The 20,677-nt window shown below is 71.6% G+C and carries 14 protein-coding genes; 7 read left to right on the top strand and 7 right to left on the bottom strand.

What is annotated here, in order from left to right:
- Positions 1-4 precede the first annotated feature (4 nt).
- The 3 genes from ACWDZ4_RS06365 to ACWDZ4_RS06355 all read right to left on the bottom strand — a co-directional run bounded on the left by ACWDZ4_RS06365 (position 5) and on the right by ACWDZ4_RS06355 (position 5,803).
- Positions 5-1,561, bottom strand: a complete 1,557-nt coding sequence (locus ACWDZ4_RS06365) for a DUF5719 family protein (RefSeq protein ID WP_451507285.1) — start codon at positions 1,559-1,561, stop codon at positions 5-7.
- Positions 1,558-5,289 (bottom strand): glycosyltransferase, encoded by a 3,732-nt coding sequence (locus ACWDZ4_RS06360; protein ID WP_451507284.1) that lies wholly within the window; start codon positions 5,287-5,289, stop codon positions 1,558-1,560. The genes ACWDZ4_RS06365 and ACWDZ4_RS06360 overlap by 4 nt, the downstream gene beginning before the upstream one ends.
- Before the next feature lie 250 nt (positions 5,290-5,539).
- Positions 5,540-5,803, bottom strand: coding sequence for a WhiB family transcriptional regulator (locus ACWDZ4_RS06355; protein WP_028810740.1), 264 nt, complete (start codon positions 5,801-5,803; stop codon positions 5,540-5,542).
- Between the two features lie 677 nt (positions 5,804-6,480).
- Here ACWDZ4_RS06355 and ACWDZ4_RS06350 point away from each other — a divergent pair.
- From ACWDZ4_RS06350 to ACWDZ4_RS06340, 3 genes are all read left to right on the top strand, one after another.
- A complete protein-coding gene (locus tag ACWDZ4_RS06350; protein WP_451507283.1) occupies positions 6,481-7,035 on the top strand; it encodes a cysteine dioxygenase in 555 nt (184 codons plus the stop codon).
- 13 nt (positions 7,036-7,048) lie between these two features.
- Entirely contained in the window at positions 7,049-8,005 is a 957-nt protein-coding gene (cofD, locus tag ACWDZ4_RS06345; protein ID WP_451507282.1) for a 2-phospho-L-lactate transferase, read from the top strand.
- Positions 8,006-8,088: 83 nt separating this feature from the next.
- Positions 8,089-9,384 (top strand): coenzyme F420-0:L-glutamate ligase, encoded by a 1,296-nt coding sequence (locus tag ACWDZ4_RS06340; RefSeq protein ID WP_451507281.1) that lies wholly within the window; start codon positions 8,089-8,091, stop codon positions 9,382-9,384.
- Positions 9,385-9,639: 255 nt separating this feature from the next.
- On the opposite strand, the gene ACWDZ4_RS06335 is transcribed toward ACWDZ4_RS06340, so the two are convergent.
- From ACWDZ4_RS06335 to ACWDZ4_RS06325, 3 genes are all read right to left on the bottom strand, one after another.
- Positions 9,640-10,569 (bottom strand): DNA-3-methyladenine glycosylase family protein, encoded by a 930-nt coding sequence (locus tag ACWDZ4_RS06335; protein ID WP_451507280.1) that lies wholly within the window; start codon positions 10,567-10,569, stop codon positions 9,640-9,642.
- A gap of 69 nt (positions 10,570-10,638) precedes the next feature.
- Positions 10,639-11,721 carry a sugar phosphate nucleotidyltransferase gene (locus ACWDZ4_RS06330; RefSeq protein WP_451507279.1) on the bottom strand — a complete coding sequence of 361 codons (1,083 nt, stop codon included), beginning with the start codon at positions 11,719-11,721 and terminating at the stop codon, positions 10,639-10,641.
- An 85-nt stretch (positions 11,722-11,806) separates the two neighbouring features.
- On the bottom strand, positions 11,807-13,171 hold the full coding sequence (locus ACWDZ4_RS06325; protein ID WP_451507278.1) for a peptidoglycan recognition protein family protein: 1,365 nt from the start codon (positions 13,169-13,171) through the stop codon (positions 11,807-11,809).
- Between the two features lie 137 nt (positions 13,172-13,308).
- Here ACWDZ4_RS06325 and ACWDZ4_RS06320 point away from each other — a divergent pair, with 137 nt between their 5' ends.
- The 4 genes from ACWDZ4_RS06320 (at position 13,309) to ACWDZ4_RS06305 (ending at position 19,280) form a co-directional block, all read left to right on the top strand.
- Positions 13,309-14,073 (top strand): TIGR03089 family protein, encoded by a 765-nt coding sequence (locus ACWDZ4_RS06320; RefSeq protein WP_451507277.1) that lies wholly within the window; start codon positions 13,309-13,311, stop codon positions 14,071-14,073.
- A gap of 164 nt (positions 14,074-14,237) precedes the next feature.
- Positions 14,238-15,467: an LCP family glycopolymer transferase gene (locus tag ACWDZ4_RS06315; protein WP_451507276.1), complete on the top strand. Its 1,230-nt coding sequence runs from the start codon at positions 14,238-14,240 to the stop codon at positions 15,465-15,467.
- Positions 15,468-15,684: 217 nt separating this feature from the next.
- Positions 15,685-17,466, top strand: a complete 1,782-nt coding sequence (locus ACWDZ4_RS06310) for an LCP family protein (protein ID WP_451507275.1) — start codon at positions 15,685-15,687, stop codon at positions 17,464-17,466.
- A 350-nt stretch (positions 17,467-17,816) separates the two neighbouring features.
- The gene (locus tag ACWDZ4_RS06305) at positions 17,817-19,280 is read left to right on the top strand and encodes an LCP family protein (protein WP_451507274.1); all 1,464 of its coding nucleotides are present in this window, start codon (positions 17,817-17,819) and stop codon (positions 19,278-19,280) included.
- 355 nt (positions 19,281-19,635) lie between these two features.
- Here the strand turns inward: ACWDZ4_RS06305 and ACWDZ4_RS06300 are convergent, their stop codons facing one another.
- Positions 19,636-20,652 carry a glycosyltransferase family 2 protein gene (locus ACWDZ4_RS06300; RefSeq protein ID WP_344496602.1) on the bottom strand — a complete coding sequence of 339 codons (1,017 nt, stop codon included), beginning with the start codon at positions 20,650-20,652 and terminating at the stop codon, positions 19,636-19,638.
- Between the last annotated feature and the right edge of the window lie 25 nt (positions 20,653-20,677).

Here is a 20,677-nt window from a genome sequence, read left to right as displayed (position 1 = left end):
CCGGTCAGTCGTCCAGTACCGACAGGTCCTGTTCCGCTTCCGGCACCGGAACCGTCCCCCGGTCGTCCGGCATCGTCTGCACGGTGAACATCGGGACGCCGTCCTCGGGCAGTTCGAGCGCGCGCGACGCGTGGACCGGGCCGCCCGACCGCGGTTCGACCGTCAGCGCGTACGAGCCCTTGAGCCCGGACGGCACCGGCGGCTCCACCGCGAGCGTCGTGCCCGCCCTGACCGTGTACTTCTTGACGGCCGGCTCGCCGCCCCCGCTGCCCGCCGACGCGGTGACCTCGACCTCGGCCGTCGCGCCGGGCGCGGTCAGCGAGAGCACCGAGCCCTGGGCCCTGTTGTCCGCCGCCGTGGCCCGCTCGCCCACCTGCCCGGTCGCCGGGATGTACGCCATCTCCTGGGCGGCGCCCTTGCCGCGCACCACGCGCAGCGCGGCGACCACCGGCACCGGGTCGCCCTGGGCCGGGCTCAGCAGCAGTGAGCCCGGCTCGCCCTTGGTGACGTCCTTGAGGTCGACGGCCGTGGTCATCCCCGCCTTGACGTTCAGGGTCTCGTGGCCGGCCGGCGTGATCGAGCCGGTGGGCCCCGCCAGTCGCACCTTGAGGTCGGCGTCCTCGTCACCGGGCGCGAACACCACCAGGTGCACGGACGTGGCGTCCGCCGGGATGCCGGGGAGCACGACGGTGTCCGAGGCGCCGGCGGACGCGGCCAGCCAGTCGCTGCCGGCCTCCTCGTCCACCGCCTGGACGACGGCGCCGACGCGGCCGCTGCGGGTGGTGACGTGGACGGTCACGTTCTCGGCGCTGTCGGCGCTCAGCGTCGACAGCAGCACCGGCACGCTGGACCTGGCGGGGACCGTGATCCCCTCCCCCGCGTCGGTCTCCAGGGCGCCGTCCTTGCCGTACAGCTCGACGTCGGCGACGGCTGCGGTGTCGTCCGGGTTCGTGAGGTGTACGTAGTCGTGCCGCGTGTCGGAGGTGCTCGCGCCGGGGAACCAGAAGCTGCTGTCGGGCGCGGTGCAGCTGACGCCGAGCACGCCCCGGCCGTCGCCCGCCGTGATCTTCGTGGTCTGCTGCGCGGTCCATCCGGGGGCCAGGAGGCCGTCGGCCGAACCGACGAGGGCGGGGGCCTCGGCGGTGTTCGCCTCGGCGGTGGCGGGCCTGCCGGGCTCCTTCAGCGAGAGGACCGGCTTGCCGGGCCCCGCCTTCCCGGCGTCCTTTTCCTTCTTGTCCTCGGCGCCGTCCCGGGCGGCCAGGGTCGCGTTGGTGGGGACGAGTTCCGCGGAGCCCTCCTCCCCGTCGCCCTCGGCCTCGCCCTTGCCCGCCGGAGTGATCGACGTGTACGTCGTCTCCGCGAGGTCGGACGTGCTGGGCGCGGGGCAGAGCAGGCTGGAGCGCTCCACGGGCATCCGCGCCGGGGTCTTCGCGTCGGCGGCCCGGCCCGCACCGGCCGCCGCGGTGTCCGCCGGGCCGTCCGGCGCGGAGACCACGGCGAATCCGGTGACTGCGGCGAGAGCGGTGGCGGCGGCGATCAGGGAGAGGGTGGTGCGGTTCATCGGTTGTCGCTCCCGTCGGGACGCTGCTCGGGCTCGTTGCCTTCGGCGTAGGGCTGCTGCGGCGGCTGCTGTCCGTAGCCGTACGGGTCGTACTGGCCTTCCTGGTACGGGCCGGTCTGGTACGGGTCGGCCCGGTACTGGTCCGCCTGGTACTGGTCCGCCTGGTACTGCTCGCCGCCGTAGTCCTGCCGGCCGTCGCCGTACGGGTCGGCCTGGTACGGGTCGGCCTGGTACGGCTCGCCGCCGTAACCCTGCTGCGGGTCCTGGACGTACGGCTGCTGCTGTCCGTACTCGGCGCCCGCGTACGACTGCGCGTCCCACTCCCCGTACTGCTGCTGCGGCGGCACGGACGCGTACACGGCGGTCCCGTCCTGCTCCTGGGCCGGCCGGCCGTACGGGTCCGCGACCGGCGGGGCGGGGGGCTGCTGCCCGGACTCCTCCGCGTCCGCCCGGGAGGCGTGCGGGGCTTCCGCCTGCGCCGCCGCGCGCAGCCTGCGCGCCCTGCGGCCCTCGCCGGCCACCGGCTGCGCGGGCACCTCGGGCTCCTCCTCGGGCAGGTCGTCGTCGATCTCCCTGCGGCGGCCGGGCAGTGCGAGCACCAGCAGGAGAAGGGCGAGGCCGACCTGGGTCCAGACCCACGCGGTGCGGGTGACGGGGGCCTCGTAGGTGAGGTCGAGCCTGCCGCCCCCGGCGGGCAGTTCGAAGCCCTGCGCCCAGCCGTCGACGGTCTTCTTCGCGAGTACGCGCCCGTCGAGCGTGGCCTGCCAGCCTTCGGCCGCCGAGTCCGCGATCCGCAGGGTCCGGCCCGCTTCGCCCGACGGGATCTCCGTGTGCGCCTCGACCGGCTCCGAGGCGACGGACAGCGGCTCGGCGCCCTCCTTGCCGGAGACGATCGTGGCCCGTGCGACCTGGCGGTCGACGCGCCACAGCGCGCTGCCGTCGAGCTGGCTGAGCCGGCTGAGGCCGGGTGTCGAGTCCAGGACGCGGCTCACCGAGCGGGGCGCGCCGTCGCGCACGAGGACGTAGCGGACGGCGTAGCCGCCGAGCTGGTCGGCCTGGTCGGCGCCGGAACCCGCGACCAGGTTGGAGACGATCTTGTCGAGGCGCGGGCTGCTGCCGCCCGCCTCGACGAGCTCACCGTCGCCCAGGCGGGCGCCGGAGCCGCGTACGAGCGTGTACGAGACCTTCACGGCCGACCTACCGCCGAGGACCAGGGTGCGCGCCTGGTCGCGGGTGCCGCTCTCCTCGGCGACGAACGCCGGCACCTGCACCGGGTCGCGCCGCTCCAGCGGCCCCGCGGCGCCGCCGATCATCCATCCGGCGGCGGCGAGCAGCGGTCCGGCCGCCGCGGCGAAGGCGATGAGTACGGCGACGGGCTGGCGCCAGCCGAAGCTCTGGGTGGCGACGCGCTCGCGCGCGCCGTCCGCGCCGAGCACGGTGGCGGCGATCAACGCGAGGCCGTAGACGAGGGTCGCCGGTCCCGCCCAGCCGGAGTGGTTGGCGAGGACCGCGCACAGCAGCGAGACGATCGCCACGACCCACGCCGTGCGGATGGCGAAGGTCCGCTCCCCGCGCAGCAGGGCCGCCAGCGCCGCGAGGACGATGCCGGCGAGCAGCAGTCCGCCCGCGGCCTTCGGACCGCCGGGACTGGCGCCGAGCAGGTCCAGTGCCCCGGCCGGGTCCGTACCGAAGTCCAGGCCCGCCTCGCGGAAGAAGGCGGACGGGTTGGTCAGCAGGGTGAGCGACCAGGGCGCCAGCATCAGCACGGGGGTGCCGACGCCGGCCAGGAAGCGCAGTCCGTACGCCACGATGTCGCCGCGCCGCAGCGCCAGTACGCCGATGCCGAGGACCAGGGCGACGGGCCAGACGACCGGCGTGAACGCCATGGCGAAGGTCAGCAGGAGCGCGTACGCCCAGACGGCGCGCCAGCTGGAGCGCGCGCCCTCGGCGCGCAGCCCGCTCGCGGAGACGGCGCACCGCGCGATGAGCGGCAGCAGGACCGCCAGGACGGCCGTCCCGAGGCGCCCGGTGGCGAGGGCGCCGGTGACGGCGGGCAGGAAGGCGTACGCGACGGCCGCCCAGGCGCGCAGCAGCCGGGACTCGACGAGCGGACGCGAGACGAAGTAGGCGGTGAGGCCGGCCAGCGGCACCGAGCAGACGAGCAGCACGGTGAGCGCGAACCCGGTGGAGCCGAGGAAGACGGCCGACAGGGCGGCGAGGAGGGCGAGGTAGGGCGGCGCCGTCTGGGTGCCGCCGGTGCCGATCGGGTGCCAGGCGTCGGCGTACCGCGACCAGAGGCCGGACACGTCGGCGGGCGCGGGCAGCAGTGCGCCGCCGGCGAGCGATCCGCCGCCGAGGAGGCCGCGGCAGGCGACCAGCGACACGAGGAGGAGCAGCACGAAGAGCACGGGCCCCGGTTTGCGGGCGATCCGCTTCAGCCGCGCGAACTGCTCGATCTCCAGGTAGTCGGCGTCGTCGCCGCCGGGGCCCGACTCGACGACGCCGTGGCGCGAGCCGGTGTCGGGCTCGGAGCCGCCGCCGAAGGTGCCCGCCACCTGCTCGACGGTCGCCCGGACGGTGGCGCCGGTCGGCGGGAAGAGGGGCCGCAGTTCGCTCGCGTCGACCTGTCCCTTTCCGCGCCGTTTTCTGGCCGCGAGGATCTTCCCGGGACGCAGCAGGGTGCCGAAGAGTCCGGTGACCTCGTCGACCGCCTGTCCCGGCGCCTTGCCGAGGAGGTAGGCGAGCGTGCGGAGCAGCGTGCCGACGACCAGGCGCAGCATGACGTACGGCAGGGCGGGGCCGCGCGCGTTGACGAGCATCGTGTAGACGGCGCCGGCCTTGTCGACGCGGTGCGGGTCGGCGACGGAGCGCCCGGCGCAGTCGATGGGCCTGCGCTCGCGCGCGGACGCCTCGGCGTGGCGCAGTACGGCGTCGGGGGCGACGAGGACGCGGTGGCCCGCCGCGTGGGCGCGCCAGCACAGGTCGACGTCGTCGCGCATGAGGGGCAGCCTGCGGTCGAAGCCGCCGAGCTCTTCCCACACGTCGCGGCGGACGAGCATGCCGGCGGTCGACACGGAGAGTACGGAGCGGACCTGGTCGTGCTGGCCCTGGTCCTGCTCGCGGCGGTCGAGGCCGGTCCAGCGGCGGCCGCTGTTGGCGATGGAGACGCCGACTTCGAGGAGCTGCTTCCTGTCGTACCAGCCGCGCAGTTTGGGGCCGACGATCGCGGCGTGCTCGTCGGAGTCGGCGACGCGCAGGAGTTCGGCGAGCGCGTCCGGCTCGGGCGCGCAGTCGTCGTGCAGGAGCCACAGCCACTGCACGGGTTCGCCGTGCGGGAGGTCGGGGAGGTCGTACGCGTCGTCGCGCCACGACCTGCTCACCGGGTCCCAGCCGCTGGGGCGCTTCAGGTAGGGCAGTTCCTCGGGTGTGAGGACCTGGGCGCTGCGGACCGCCTCGTCGACGGCGGTGCCGAAGCCGGAGCGGCGTGCGAGGTGGAGCACGCGGTCGGCGCCGATCGCGTCGGCGACCAGTTCGGCGGAGTCGTCCGCGCTGCCGGTGTCGGCGGCGACGACGTTCTGTACGGGGCGTTCCTGTCCCAGGAGCCCGGCGAGCGCGTCGGGCAGCCAGCGCGCTCCGTCGTGGGAGACGAGCACGGCGGTGACGACGTGCCGGGGGAACTCGGGCTCGGCCGCCGCGTACGGCGCCGACGTTTGGCTGTGCACGGACATCGGGGTACGGGCCCTCCGGCCGGGGTCCGGGGGTCGCCCCCCGGAAGGCTGCTGTCTGGCTGCGCGGACGCGCGCGCCCCGTGGGGGCGTTGATGCGTCTCGGACAGCGCCCCACACTAACGGCTGGGCAACACAACGGTCCGCCGCCTGCGGCCGGGGGCCGGGCGACGGACCGGTGGATACGTACAAGCTTGTGACATTTGGTCAATAAGGCGTAAGGCGCAGCAGAGCACGGTGGCGGGCGCAGTGGTCAGACGGCGGCCTTCTTCAGTCGTCGGCGTTCACGTTCGGACAGGCCGCCCCAGATGCCGAACCGTTCATCGTTTGAAAGTGCGTACTCAAGGCATTCGGAGCGGACCTCACAGGCGAGACAGACCTTCTTGGCCTCGCGAGTGGAACCGCCCTTCTCGGGAAAGAAGGACTCGGGGTCGGTCTGGGCGCACAGGGCGCGCTCCTGCCAGCCGATTTCCTCGTCCGCGTCCTCGACCAGCAGTTGCTGGAACAGCTCGGTCATGTGCGCCCCTCGTCTGTCTTTTGCTTCCCCGTGATGTAGTCGTTGCCGTTTTCGGCCGAACGACACGAGTGAAATTACAAGTGTGCGGATCCGAGCCAGTCAAGCCGAGATCTGCTATTGAGCCGGTTATTCACTCTGCGGAACCAAAGCTATGCGGAAAGTGTTCAAATCGCCAAAAATCGCGACACATGTCACCGGCCCACTCCTGCCCCCTCATCCGAGTGAGATGCAGCGAGGTTCGATCTTGTTGCGGTCGGCCCGCAGAAGCGATCCGGATCACAGTCCGGCCACAACGCCTCGAGGACGTTTGCCCGCACGTTTGATGCGCCACTTCTCCGCGCCACGCGCCGCACAAACCTTTCTCCGCTTCCGTTAACCGGATGAGGTGAAACATTTCCACCAAATCGGTCAGGAGGTTGACAGCGGGTGAGCGAGCCGGTCTCCTTGAACGCATGCCAGCGACCGCAGCGCTCCCCCGGACCCACGCACGTGGGTTCCGTTGCACTGCCCAGGTCCGCTGTTGCTGTTGCTGTCCCAGCTGTTGAAGCCCCCGCGCTCCAGCTCACTCTCCGTAACACCCGCTCCACCTGTCGTGCGACGACCCGCGTCATCTCCTGTCGCACCGCCTCTTCCCTCCTTGCGACACCCCAGCTCTCATGCCGAGGAACCCCCGCACCATGAACAGCGACAGCGACCTCCAGATCGCCGGCGACATCCTCGCCGTCCAGCACCTCCTCCAGCCCGCCCGTGAGCACCCGGCCACCGTCGCCGAGTTCGCCGGACTCGCCCGCTCCATCGCCGCCGACCGCGCCCAGTGGGAGCACCTCGTCGCGTACGACGCCACCACCCGCTGGTACCACCGGCTGCGCACCGGACCCGGATACGAGGTCTGGCTGCTCAGCTGGGTGCCCGGACAGGGCAGCGGTATGCACGACCACGGTCTTTCGTCCGGTGTACTCACGGTCCTGGACGGCGAGTTGACCGAACGGGCGGGGCGGGCACAGCGCACGCTGGGCGCGGGCTCGCAGCGGGTGTTCACTCCCGGGTACGTCCACGAGGTCACCAACGACTCGCTGGAAGCGGCGGTCAGCCTGCACGTCTACTTCCCCGGGCTCACCGAGATGCCGATGCGTCCGGCGCAGTCGGACCAGGCGGCTCAGTGCTCCTCGGGCTCTCCGGGTTTCCCGGGTTCTCCGGGCTCCCCGGCGGCCCGGGATGTCGTACCTGCCTGACAGACTGCTGTGCATGCGCATTGTGGTTCTGGCAGGCGGTATCGGTGGCGCTCGCTTCCTCCGCGGCCTCAAGTCGGCCGCGCCTGACGCGGACATCACCGTCATCGGCAACACCGGTGACGACATTCATCTGTTCGGGCTCAAGGTCTGCCCCGACCTCGACACCGTGATGTACACCCTCGGCGGTGGCATCGACGAGGAGCAGGGCTGGGGGCGTGCGGACGAGACCTTCCAGGTGAAGGGCGAACTCGCGGCGTACGGCGTGGGGCCCGAGTGGTTCGGGCTCGGTGACCGTGACTTCGCGACGCACATCGTCCGTACGCAGATGCTCGGCGCGGGCTATCCGCTGAGCGCCGTGACGGAAGCGCTGTGCGAGCGGTGGCAGCCCGGGGTGCGGCTGCTGCCCATGTCCGACGACCGGATCGAGACGCATGTCGCCGTCGAGGTGGACGGGGAGCGGAAGGCGATCCACTTCCAGGAGTACTGGGTGAAGCTGCGCGCTTCGGTGGACGCGCAGGCCGTTGTGCCGGTGGGCGCGGAGCAGGCGAAGCCGGCCCCGGGGGTCCTGGAGGCCATCGGTGCGGCCGACGTCATTCTCTTTCCGCCGTCCAATCCGGTGGTGAGCATCGGGACCATTCTGGCGGTGCCGGGGATTCGTGAGGCGATCGCCGACGCGGGGGTGCCGGTGGTCGGGCTCTCGCCGATCGTCGGGGACGCGCCCGTGCGGGGCATGGCCGACAAGATGCTGGCCGCGGTGGGTGTCGAGTCGACCGCTGCCGCTGTCGCCCGGCATTACGGGTCCGGGCTGCTCGACGGGTGGCTCGTCGACACGGTGGACGCGGGGGCGCTCGAGGACGTGGAGAGCGCGGGGATCCGGTGCCGGGCCGTTCCGCTGATGATGACCGGTGTCGAGGCCACGGCCGCTATGGCCCGGGAGGCGCTGGTGCTGGCCGAAGAGGTACGGGCGTGAGAGCGTCGGGGGGTGGGGTCGTTGGTTCTGGGGCTGGGGCTGTTGGTTCTGGGGCTGGTTCTGGGGCTGTCCCGGCCTATCGGGTGTGGGCACCGGGCGGGATTCCGGAGGTGCGGGCCGGGGACGACCTCGCCAAGCTGATCGCGGATGCGGAACCCGGGCTCGTCGACGGCGACGTCCTGCTCGTCACTTCGAAGATCGTCAGCAAGGCGGAGGGCCGCGTCGTGGAGGCGGTCGACCGCGAGGCGGCCATCGACGCCGAGACCGTACGGGTGGTCGCGCGGCGCGGAGCGCTCCGTATCGTCGAGAACCGGCAGGGGCTCGTCATGGCCGCGGCCGGTGTCGACGCGTCCAACACGGCGGCCGGGACCGTGCTGTTGCTGCCCGAGGATCCGGACGCTTCGGCGCGGCTGATCCGGGACGGACTGCGGGACGCGCTCGGCGTGGACGTGGGGGTTGTCGTCACGGACACCTTCGGGCGGCCCTGGCGCACCGGCCTGACGGATGTCGCGATCGGGGCGGCCGGGGTCCGGGTTCTGGACGACTTGCGGGGCGGGACCGACGCGTACGGCAACCCGTTGAACGCGACGGTCGTCGCCGTCGGGGACGAACTGGCGGCGGCGGGCGATCTGGTGAAGGGGAAGGCGGAGGGGCTGCCGGTCGCGGTGGTACGGGGGCTTTCGCATCTGGCCGGCGGAGGCTCCGGCGGCGACGGTGGCGACGTCGGCGGGCGGGCGCTGGTCCGGGCTGCGGCCGACGACATGTTCCGGCTCGGGACGTCGGAGGCTGTGCGGGAAGCGGTGACACTGCGGCGTACGGTCCGGGACTTCACCGACGAGCCCGTGGATCCGGGCGCGGTACGACGCGCGGTCGCGGCGGCTGTGACGGCGCCCGCGCCGCACCATACGACGCCTTGGCGCTTCGTACTGGTCGAGTCGGAGGCGGCGCGGGTGGCTCTGCTCGACGCGATGCGGGACGCGTGGGTCGCGGACCTGCGGGCGGACGGGAAGTCCGAGGAGTCGGTGGCGAAGAGGGTGCGACGGGGGGACGTGCTGCGCAGGGCGCCGTATCTGGTGGTGCCGTGCCTGGTGATGGACGGCTCGCACGTGTACGGGGACGCCCGTCGCGACGCGGCGGAGCGGGAGATGTTCGTGGTCGCGGCCGGGGCGGCTGTGCAGAATTTCTTGGTGGCGCTGGCGGGTGAACGGCTGGGGTCGGCCTGGGTTTCGTCGACGATGTTCTGCCGTGGGGTGGTGCGGGACGTGCTGGGGCTGCCGGAGGGGTGGGACCCGATGGGCGCGGTCGCGGTGGGCCACGCTGCGGCTCCGCCGAAGGAGCGGGCGGCGCGGGATTCGGCGGCGTTCGTCGAGGTGCGCTGAGGCGGGGCGACACGGGGTGCGTGCGGGGCGGGGTGCGGAGTGCGGGGCGGGATGGTTGCGGGGGCTTCGGGGTCGGTGCCGCGCCGGGGCGTCTCCTCGGGCGCCGGACGTTCGGGTACGCCGGTGTGTCCGGGGTGGTTGCGTTCGACGCCCTGCGGGGAGCGCCCCGGTGCGTCCCCTCCCGGCACCGCGACGGGTGGGGCGGGGAAATATGCCGGGGCTGCCGGCACCGTGGCAGGTGGGGCGGGGTGGTGGTCAGAGGCGGGCTATGTCGCGTGGGGTCATGCGGGGGGACCGGCGGGGCGGGGTCCGGCCGGAGAGAAGGATCAGGCGGGCCGCCCGGTGGCGTTGGCCCGCGTACGGGGCCAGGAGTTCGAGCATGGCCGCGTCGTCCGCGTCGCGGTTGCCCGCCAGGGCGTAACCGACCGTGCCCGGCAGGTGGAGGTCGCCCACCGTCACCGCGTCGGGGGCTCCGTTGCTGCGCTGCAGGGTTTCCGCCGCCGTCCAGGGGCCGATGCCGGGGATGAGTCGCAGGCGGGCCGAGGCGTCCTCCGGGGACATGGCCGCGGCCTCCTCCAGGCGGCCTGCCACGCGTACCGCCCGCAGGATCGTCGAGGAGCGCTTGCTGTCGACGCCCGCGCGGTGCCACTCCCAGGAGGGGATCAGCGACCAGGTGCGGGGGGAGGGCATGACGTGCATGTTTTTTACCGGGCCCGGGGCCGGTTCGCCGTACGTGCGGAGCAGCAGGCGCCATGCCCGGTACGCCTCGTCCGTCGTGACCTTCTGCTCCAGGACGGAGGGGATCAGCGATTCGAGGACCAGGCCGGTGCGGCCGAGCCGCAGGCCGGGGCGGCGGCGCCGTGTCTCGGCGAGGAGGCGGTGGCGCGGCACGAAGGCGGACGGATCGTCGGACGCTCCGAGGAGGGAGGGGAGCTGGTCGAGGAGCCAGTCCGCTCCCCGGCCCCAGGCGGTCGCCTCCACCTCGCCGTGGTGCGCGGCGAGGTGGAGGGTGCCGGGGCCCGCGGGCGTTCTGCTGGTGCGCCAGAAGGAGCCGTCGGGGGCCGTACGGAAGGTGGGGTCGGCCGGTCCGCGCCGCAGTGGGGCGAGCACCAGTTCGAGGTCCAGCGGACCCGGTGGTGTCCAGGCGCGGGTGAGCCCCGTGGTGGTGGCGGCGCGGCCTGACATGGGGGTCCTCGGGTCCGGGATGGACTTCGAGCCTACGGGCATCGGGGCCCCGGACCCAAGGGACCGGCGTTACTGGTCCGACGAGAAGCGGAGCGAGGCGTCGGGGAGGGACGCGCCGCACCACACCCGTACGCCCTCGCGCAGCTCGTTGTCCGCCCCCACCGTCGCGCCGTCGCCGATCACCGCGCCGGAGACGACCGTACGGGCGCCTATCCTGGCGCCCGCGCCGACGAGGGAGTCGGTGATCACCGCGCCCGGCTCGATCACGGAGTGGGGAAGAAGGGCGCTGCCGGTGATGCGGGCGCCCTCGCCGACCACCGCGCCCTCGCCGACCACCGTGCCGCCGGTGAGCTTCGCGTCCGTGGCGACGGATGCGGTCGGCAGGACCAGGCGGTCGCCGCAGCGGCCCGGTACCGCCGGGGACGGGGCGCGGCCCATGACCAGGTCGGCGGAGCCGCGGACGAATGCCTGCGGGGTGCCCAGGTCCAGCCAGTACGTCGAGTCGACCATGCCCTGGAGGTGCGCTCCGGAGGAGAGGAGGTCGGGGAACGTCTCGCGTTCGACCGAGACGGGGCGGCCGGCCGGGATCGTGTCGATGACCGAGCGGCGGAAGACGTACGCCCCCGCGTTGATCTGGTCGGTGACGATCTCCTCGGGGGTCTGGGGTTTTTCGAGGAAGGCGGTCACCCGGCCGGTGGCGTCGGTGGGGACCAGGCCGAAGGCTCTGGGGTCCTCGACCCGGGTGAGATGGAGGGAGACGTCCGCGCCGGAGGCGGTGTGGGTGGAGACGAGGGCGCCGATGTCGAGGCCCGTGAGGATGTCACCGTTGAAGATCAGGACCGGCTCGTCGGGGGCCGAGTGGAGGCGCGAGGCCACGTTGCGGATGGCGCCGCCGGTGCCGAGCGGTTCTTCTTCGGTGACGTACTCCAGGTGCAGACCGAGGTCGGCTCCGTCGCCGAAGTACGGTTCGAAGACCTCGGCGAGGTACGAGGTCGCGAGGACGATGTGTTCGACTCCGGCCGCCCGGGCGCGGGCCAGCTGGTGGGTGAGGAAGGGCACACCCGCCGCCGGGACCATCGGCTTCGGTGTGTGCACGGTGAGCGGGCGCAACCGGGTGCCCTTGCCGCCGACCAGGAGGATCGCTTCAGTCACCTTGTCGTCTCTGCTTCCTGCTGGGGCCGGCCGGGGTACGGGCAGGCCAGTGTATGCAGACCGTTCGGTGTACCCCGGGCGGCGGTCAGCGGCCCTGGAGACGGGCCGAGGCGGTCCGGGTCGCACCGAGCTTGCGGTAGAGGCGGCCTCCGGGGCAGTCGGTCACGTATCCGTCGCGGTGTCCGGAGATGACGTTGAGCTTGACCTTGGTGCCCTTCTTGTAACGGTTGCCGCCACCGGACTTGAGCGTGGTCTTCGCGCGCGGATCCGCGCCGTACAGGCCGAGTTTCCAGGCGGTGAGGCGGGCAACTCCGTTCACGACGGCGGTGGGTGGTTTCGACTTGCTGTACGTCCCGAGGACGGCGATGCCCGTGCTGTTGGTGTTGAAACCGAGAGTGTGCGCCCCCAGGACCGGCTTGGCCACACCGCCTGCCCGGCCCTCGTAGATGTTTCCGCACTTGTCGATGGCGAAGTTGTAGCCGAAGTCACGCCAGCCACTGCTCTTGACGTGGTAGCGGTAGATACCGCGCAGGACTGAGGGTGCTTGCGAGCAGGTGTAGTTGTTCCCGGTCGCGCTGTGGTGCACGAAGGCCGCCTTGACGCGCTTGGTGTAGACGAAGCTGCGCTCGCGGAGCTTCTCGTCCGCGCCCCACCCCTTGCGCGTGACGATGCGCGGGCGTGGCCCGATATGCGGCTTCGCTCCCAGGAAGGCGACTTCCTCCTCCGTCTCCGCCCGGCTCAGGGCGGGCACTTCGGTGGCGCCGAGCGGTGCGAGGTCGGCGTTGACCGCCGAGCTGGCGGCTTCCTCGGCGGACAGGACGACGGTGGTGGTGGTCCGGGGGTCGTCGATGGCGTCGGTCTCGGCTTCGGTGTTGGTCGTGGTGTCGTCGTCGACGCGGGAGCCCGCAGGGGGGTCGTCGCCGGGGTCGACCAGTTCGAGGCGCAGGCCGGCCGGGAGCGGAGGGGGGGTGGCGGCGCGTACGCCGTCGGCTCCCTCGGGGCGTACCCGTACCTCCACGCCGTCACTGTCGCCGACCCACAGGGGCGCGGTCGAGCCGCGGACCTTCCCCGCCTCGCGCTCCGCCGTGCCCAAGTCGGCGGCGTGGTCGTGGTTGTGGGTCTCGACGTCCTGCCAGCCGGACCAGCCGGCCGACCCGGTGGGGCGGGTACGGACCTGGACCGTGCCGTGAAGTTCGGCATCGGCGTCGTCCCAGACGACCCCGACCAGCGAGAACGGTCTGACGTCGCGTGGTGGCAGGCCGCGCGGGGCGGTGCCGGCGGCCCGGTCGGTCCCGGGGCCCTCCGGCACGAGTGGCGCGAGTGGCAGCGACTGGGTGGAGCCGGGCGGCGCGGGGGCGGGTTCGGCGACGGGAGCGGCCACGGCGCCGGTGGGCAGGACCAGAGCGGCGGTGCACGCGACTCCGATCGCGGAAGCAAGGAATGCACGCATGGTGTAGATCTTGTGCATAACCCTACAAATATGTCCATTTGTGGATGTGACGCCTCGTCGGTCCGACGGGGTACGGCCGGCCCGCCCGCGCCCGGACTCCACGGCGTCCGGGCGCGGGCGCGGCGTACTCTTGCGCGGTGAACGCCACTGATCGCACCCCCGCCGACCTGCTGCGATCCGCGCTCGCCGCGGATCCGGCCCGTCCTCTGGTCACCTTCTACGACGACGCCACGGGCGAGCGCGTGGAACTGTCCGTCGCCACCTTCGCCAATTGGGTGGCCAAGACCGCCAATCTGCTCCAGGGCGACCTCGCCGCGGCCCCGGGCGACCGGCTCGCGCTGCTGCTGCCCGCGCACTGGCAGACCGCGGTCTGGCTGCTCGCCTGCTCCTCGGCCGGCGTGGTCGCGGACGTGGGCGGCGACCCGGCCGACGCCGATCTGGTGGTCAGCGGGCCCGACACGCTGGAGGAGGCGCGGGCCTGCGGCGGGGAGCGCGTGGCGCTCGCCCTGCGCCCCTTGGGCGGCCGCTTCCCGCAGCCGCCCGCCGGATTCGCCGACTACGCCGTCGAGGTGCCGGGGCAGGGCGACCGTTTCGCGCCGTACGCCCCCGTCGCCCCGGACGGGCCCGCGCTGCGGGTCGACGGTACGGAGCTGACGGCCGCGGAGGTGGTCGACCGGGCGCGCGCCGACGCGAAGGCCCTCGGACTCGGCCCCGGGGCGCGGCTGCTGTCGGGGCTGGCGTACGACACCTGGGAGGGCCTGTCCTCGGGGCTGTTCGCGCCGCTCGCCTCCGGTGGTTCCGTGGTGCTGTGCCGGCATCTCGGCCGGCTCTCCGAAGAGGGCCTCGCCCAGCGGGCCGAGAGTGAGCGGGTCACCAACACGGCGGTACGACAAGCGCCCTGAGGTCCACCCGTCCGGCCCACCGGCTGCCGAGTCCTTGGGGCGGAGCGCCGGCTCCGGTAGATGATCGGCGGTACGCACCGCACAACCAAGCGCGAGGTTCGGCCGTCTACCCCTGCGACCGGCGGCCCAGCGCGCCGTCGACCCCGTGAAGGATGGACGCAGACGTGACCGACAGTGCTGGCACGCCCTCCGAACCGGACAGCACGGCCGAGGCCGAGGCGGAGGGCCAGGCCGCGGAAGGTGCGGGCGCGGACGAGGAAACCGGGGCCGGCGCCAACGGGAGGCGGCGCTGGCTCCATTGGACCGCTCTCGGTGTCTCCTTCCTCCTCCTCGTCGCGGCCGGCGCCGGCTGGTGGCTCTACCAGAAGCTCGACGACAACATCACCACGGACACCGGCGCCGCCACCGAGCTGGAGAAGTACGAGAAGGAACGCCCCGCCTCCCTCGCGCTGGACGCCCAGAACATCCTGCTCATCGGGTCCGACACCCGCTCCGGCAAGGGCAACCGCAAGTACGGCCCGGACGGGGGAACCCAGCGCTCCGACACGACGATCCTGCTGCACCTCGCCGCGGACCGCAGGAGCGCGACGGCCGTCTCGCTGCCGCGCGACCTGATGGTGGACATCCCCGGCTGCCGCAAGCCCGACGGCACCCGCACGAAGAAGCAGTTCGCGCAGTTCAACTCGGCGTTCGAGCTCGGGGGTACGGCGTGCACGATCCGTACGGTCGAACGGCTCACCGGCATCCGCATGGACCACCACATGGTGATCGACTTCGCGGGGTTCAAGGGGATGGTCGACGCGGTGCACGGCGTCGAGATCTGCGTCAAGGAGCCGATCGACGACGACGACGCCCTTCTCCGGCTGGACAAGGGCCTCCAGAAGCTCGACGGCGAGCAGGCCCTCGGCTACGTACGGGCCCGCAAGACCGTCGGCGACGGCAGCGACACCGAACGCATGGACCGCCAGCAGAAGTTCCTGGGCGCCCTGGTGAACAAGGTGCAGAGCAACGGCGTGCTGCTCAATCCGGCCAGGCTCTACCCGGTGCTGGACGCGGCGACGAAGTCCCTCACCACCGATCCCGGGCTCGACTCGCTCAGGGATCTGTACGACCTGGTGCGCGGCATGCGGGACATTCCGACCGAGCGGGTGCAGTTCCTGACCGTGCCGCGCCAGCCGTACACGTACAACCGCAATCGCGACGAACTCGTCGAGCCGGCCGCCGGTCGTTTGTTCGAGCGATTGCGGGAGGACGCGCCCGTCTCGGTCGTGCCGACGGGCTCGGAGAAGGACGACGAGAAGGACGACGAGAAGCCGGACGATCCGGGACCGTCCAGCCCTGCTCCGGCGCCCACTTTCACCGGAAGCAATGCCGCCGTCGGCACGTGCGAGTAAAGCCATACCCAAGGCATGACCGCCAACAGAACAGATTGGGCGTATTGCCCAGTTGTAAGGGGCGTGGAATTTGTCACGGACGTCGCTCCGCGCTGAACTGGGCGGATACTGTGACGCGATCCGGTGCTTCCGGCCCTGAGGTCGCACTGCTGGAATGAACGACCGGGCGCCTGGGGGAGGCGCATCGCGTCGCACCCGACGGAGGACTCAAGCAACCGTGGATGCGCAAAACCGTGGGCGGGCGGAAGAAATCGATCCCGCTGACCAGTGGGTGCTCAACCCGGAGACCGGTCATTACGAATTGCGACTGGAACAATCCGCTGGGCAATCTCCCGCGGCGCCCCAGCCCCGGAGAGCCCCGTCGAGAACACAGGCCCGCGAGCGGACCGCCGCACCCCGGCGTGAGGTCCCGGCGCAGCGCAGCCGGCGGGCCGCGAACGGCTCACGCGGTTCCGGCGGCTCACGCGGTTCGGGCGGTTCACGCGGTTCCGGCGGCTCACGCGATTCCGGCGGCGAAAAATCCGCTCCGCAGGCCGGCCGGCGCAAGCGCAAGGCGAAGAAGTCCGGCAAGAAGAAGGCGCTGATGTGGACCGGTGGCGTCATGGGCTTCGTGCTCGTCGGCGTCTCGGTCGGCGCGTACGTCCTCTACGACCGCCTCAACGGGAACATCAACTCGGTCGACGTCGGTGACGCCGCCAACGGCGGCTCCCTGAAGGACGGGCCGATCAACATCCTGATCATCGGCACGGACATCCGGACCGGCGAGGGCAACGAAGACTACGGAGACCGGCAGAACACCACCGGCCACGCCGACACGACGTTCCTCTTCCATGTGTCGGAGGACCGCACCAACGCGACCGCGCTGAGCATCCCCCGCGACTTGAAGACCGACATCCCCGACTGCCCCACCAAGCAGCCGGACGGTTCGACCAAGATCATCCCTGGCAAGGCGTACACGAAGTTCAACGAGAGCTTCGGCGTGGCGGGCCGTGACCCGGGTTGCACCATGCGCACGGTCAAACAGATCACCGGCGTCTCGATCGACCACTTCATGATGGCCGACTTCAACGCGGTCAAGACGCTGACCACCGCGATCGACGGCGTGGACGTCTGCCTGACCGAGCCCATCAAGGACGACAAGTACTCCAAGCTCGATCTGGCGGAGGGGGACCACACCCTCCAGGGCGAGGAAGCGCTCGCGTTCCTCCGCAACCGGCACGGCCTCGGCAACGAGAGCGACCTCGACCGGATCAAGATGCAGCAGCAGTTCATCGCCTCGATGATCCGCAAGATGAGGGAGGAGACCCTCGGCAACCCGAAGCGGATGCTCGCTCTCGCGGACGCGGCCACCCAGGCGCTCACGGTGGACAAGGGAATCAGTGACATCCCGAAGCTGAAGGGTCTCGCCGACGAGCTGGGGCGGATCAACCTCAAGAACATCACGTTCACGACGGTCCCCGTGGTCGACAACCCCGATGAGAAGGTCAGGGCGACCGTCGTGCTGGACCCGGTCAAGGCCCCGCAGGTCTTCAGCATGCTGCAGACCGACACCTCCTTCACCGCGGTGAAGAAGAAGGAGAAGGCCGCCAAGAGCAAGCAGGCAGCGCTGCTCAAGGGCCCGAGGGCCGATGCCTCCGAGGTGCGCGTCGACGTCTACAACGGCAGCGAGACCGCCGGGGCCGCACAGAAGACACTCAACTGGCTGCAGGTCGAGAAGGGCGTGCTCAAGTCCACGAACAAGAGCAACGCCCCGGAGAAGATCGCCAAGACGACTCTTGAGTACGCGCCGGACCAGGCCGACCAGGCACGCAAGCTCGCGGACCTGATGGGCCTGCCCGCCACGGCGCTCAAGAAGGGCGCCGAGGACGCCGGCGAGACGCAGGCGATGGTCCTGACCCTCGGCGGCGACTTCAAGGGCGCGGGGGTGCCCATCGCCGGTCCGGTGGAGCCGCCCGAGGTGGACAAGGTCGAAGCGGACAAGAAGGTCTGCGCACAGTGAAACCGGGACGCCCGAGGACGAGGCGCGCCTGAATGACAGGGGGGCCAGGGGTGGGACGCGACAGCGTGCGCGGGGAGGGGATGCGAGGGGGCGTCCGAGACGCCGGTGAACGAGGCCGCGGCGGGGGCGGACCGGAGGGAACCGGGCCGGCGGCCGGCACGGCGCCGGAACCGGAGGGACCGGTGCCCGAACCGGCGAGACCGGTGCCCGAACCGGCCAGACCGGTGCCCGAACCGGCCAGACCGGTGCCCGAACCGGCGGGACCGGTGTCCGACGGCACCGGTCCGCGGCGACGCGACGGCGTGCGCCGGTACGGTGGCACACGCGGGAAGCGGCGGATACTGCGCTGGGTGGCCTCCGTACTGTCCCTGCTGATACTCGGCACGGCCGGCGCCGGTTACCTCTACTACCGCCAGCTCAACAGCAACCTGAAGAAGGAAGAACTCAACCTCGGCGACAAGCCGATGGCCGGTCACAAGGTCAACGCCGCGGGCCAGACCCCGCTGAACATCCTGCTCATCGGCTCGGACGCGCGTAACTCGGACGCGAACAAGCGGCTCGGCGGCGCCAGGGACACCTTCGACAGCCCGCCGCTCGCCGACGTACAGATGCTGCTCCACGTCTCCGCCGACCGCAGCAGCATCTCGGTGATCAGCATGCCGCGCGACACGCTGCTCAAGATGCCCAAGTGCACGGACCCGGAAACCGGCGAGGTCTACCCGGCGACGACGGGGCCGAGGATGACCAACGAGAGCCTCGGACGCGGAGGGCCGGGCTGTACGGTCGCCACCTGGTACGAACTGACCGGCATCACCATCGACCACTTCATGATGATCGACTTCTCCGGAGTGGTCTCCATGGCGGACGCCATCGGCGGCGTCCCGGTCTGCGTCACCGACAACGTCCACTCGCGCAACAGCAAGGGCCAGGGATCGGGCCTGAAGCTGGAGAAGGGCACGACCTACGTCAAGGGCGAGCAGGCCCTCCAGTGGCTGCGCACCCGCTACGGCTTCGAGGACGGCACCGACCTCGCCCGTACGCACGCGCAGCACATGTACATGAACTCGATGGTCCGCGAGCTGAAGAAGAACACCAAGCTCAGCGACCCGGACAAACTGCGGAAGCTGGCCGAGTCCGCCACCCGGGCGCTCACCGTCGACGAGCGGCTCGACACCGTCAAGAAGCTGTACGACCTCGGCGAGGAGCTCAAGAAGGTACCGGCGAGCCGCATCACCATGGTCACCATGCCCTGGGTGCCGCAGGGCGGCCGGGTCCTCCCCAAGCCGGGCGAGGCCGAGCTGCTCTTCAAGATGATCCGCGAGGACACCCCGCTGGACGGCGAGGCTTCGAAGAAGCAGAAGCCGAAGGCGTCCGGGGACCCGGCCGCGCCGGACGCGGAGATCGGTGTGATGGTGCGGAACGGCACCTCCACGGATGCCCTCGGAGTGGCCGCGGGGCGCGCCGCGGAAGTCGCCGGCGTACTCGCGGAGAAGGGCTTCGCGCAGGCGAAGGCCGACACTCAGCGCACCCCGCGGGAGCGGACCACCGTGTACTTCCCGAGCGTCGACCTGGAGGGCGACGCCCAGGCGGTCGCCAAGTCCCTGAGCCTGCCCCTGAGTTCGGCGAAGAGGTCCACCGACGTCTCGGGCGTCACGCTGGTCGTGGGCGCGGACTGGCGCACCGGCAGCACGTACCACGGGTCCGCGGCGGAGGACGACGGCAAGGACAAGGACGAGGCCCTGAAGTCCGGCCGCGCGCTGAACGGCGAGGACACCAAGGCCTGCATGACGGTGCAGCCGGGGTTCACCTGGTAACCGGGCCGAGCCACAAGGCGGCGGTGCTCCTCACGCGCGAGTGAGGGGCACCGCCGCCTTTTCGAATGGGCCGACAGGGCAGACGGCGTAGAAGTCGAAACACTGCGACGCGTTGTTGTTGTTCTTCAGCGTCGAGTGGAAGTCGTCCGAAGCGAAGCGCCTATCAGGCCGAGACCGAGGCTGGGCACTCCGACGGATACCGCTTCCGCGGTGACCTTGTTCCGGGTGTTCGTTTATTTCCCCTCAAGACAAGCACAGCGCCAACTCGCCCCCCGCGCAGCACTGATGAACGGGGAAACTGCGCACGAACGGGCGAGTGCTTGTTCTTGGCGGGAAAACGTCCGCCCGCCCGGCGTCAGACCGTCGTGGCCGTGACCGCGGGGCGGCGGCTCGCGATGACCTTCTTCGCCAGCGAGCGCGGGCTCGTCAGGAAGCCGTAGCCCCACGACATGTGCATGGTCGCCAGGGCCACGGGGATCTGCGCGCGTGCCTTCAGCGACAGGCCCTTGCCGGCCGGGACCGAGCCCGCCACGATCGCGGCCAGGTAACCGGCCGGGACGACGAAGCCCCACGGCGTGAGGGCGGCGCCGACGACGAGGCCGGCCGCGATGGCGCACACGGCCGTCGGGGGCGCGAGGTAGCGCAGGTTGATCGAACCGGCGTGGTAGCGGGCGACGACGTGGCGCCAGCGGCCGTAGTCCTTGTACTGCTTGGCGAGGGCCCGGACGGAGGGGCGGGGACGGTACTGGACCCTCAGCTCGGGCGAGAACCAGATCAGGCCGCCCGCCTCGCGGATGCGGAAGTTCAGCTCCCAGTCCTGGGCCCGGATGAACTCCTCGTTGTAGCCGCCCTGCTGTTCGAGGGCCTCGCGCCGGAAGACGCCCAGGTACACGGTCTCGGCGGGCGCGGCCTCGCCGCCCGTGTGGAACGCCGCGTTGCCGACGCCGATCTTCGAGGTCATCGCGGCCGCGACCGCGTCCTCCCAGGCGTTCTCGCCCTCGGCGTGCATGATGCCGCCGACGTTCTGCGCGCCGGTCTCCTCCAGGAGGCGGACGGCGGTCGCGATGTAGTCCGGCGAGAGCATGCCGTGGCCGTCGACCCGTACGACGACGGGGTGCCGGGACGCCTTGATGGCGGCGTTCAGCGCGGCGGGGGTACGGCCGGTGGGGTTCGGGACGGTGCGGACGCGGGGGTCCTCGCGCACCAGCTCGGCGGCGATCTCCTCGGTGCGGTCCGAGGACGGGCCGATCGCGATCACCACCTCCATCTCGCCGTCGTACTCCTGCTCCAGGATGTGGCGGACCGAGTTGCGCAGATGCCGCTCCTCATTGAGGACCGGCATGATCACGGAGACTGCGGGTGTGGCGTTCATATCAGGGGTCACGTTACCGCGAACG

The sequence above is a fragment of the Streptomyces sp. NPDC003016 genome, assembly GCF_053591455.1.
Note: the sequence above shows the minus strand (reverse complement) of the source record. Positions and strands in the feature narration are given on the sequence as shown.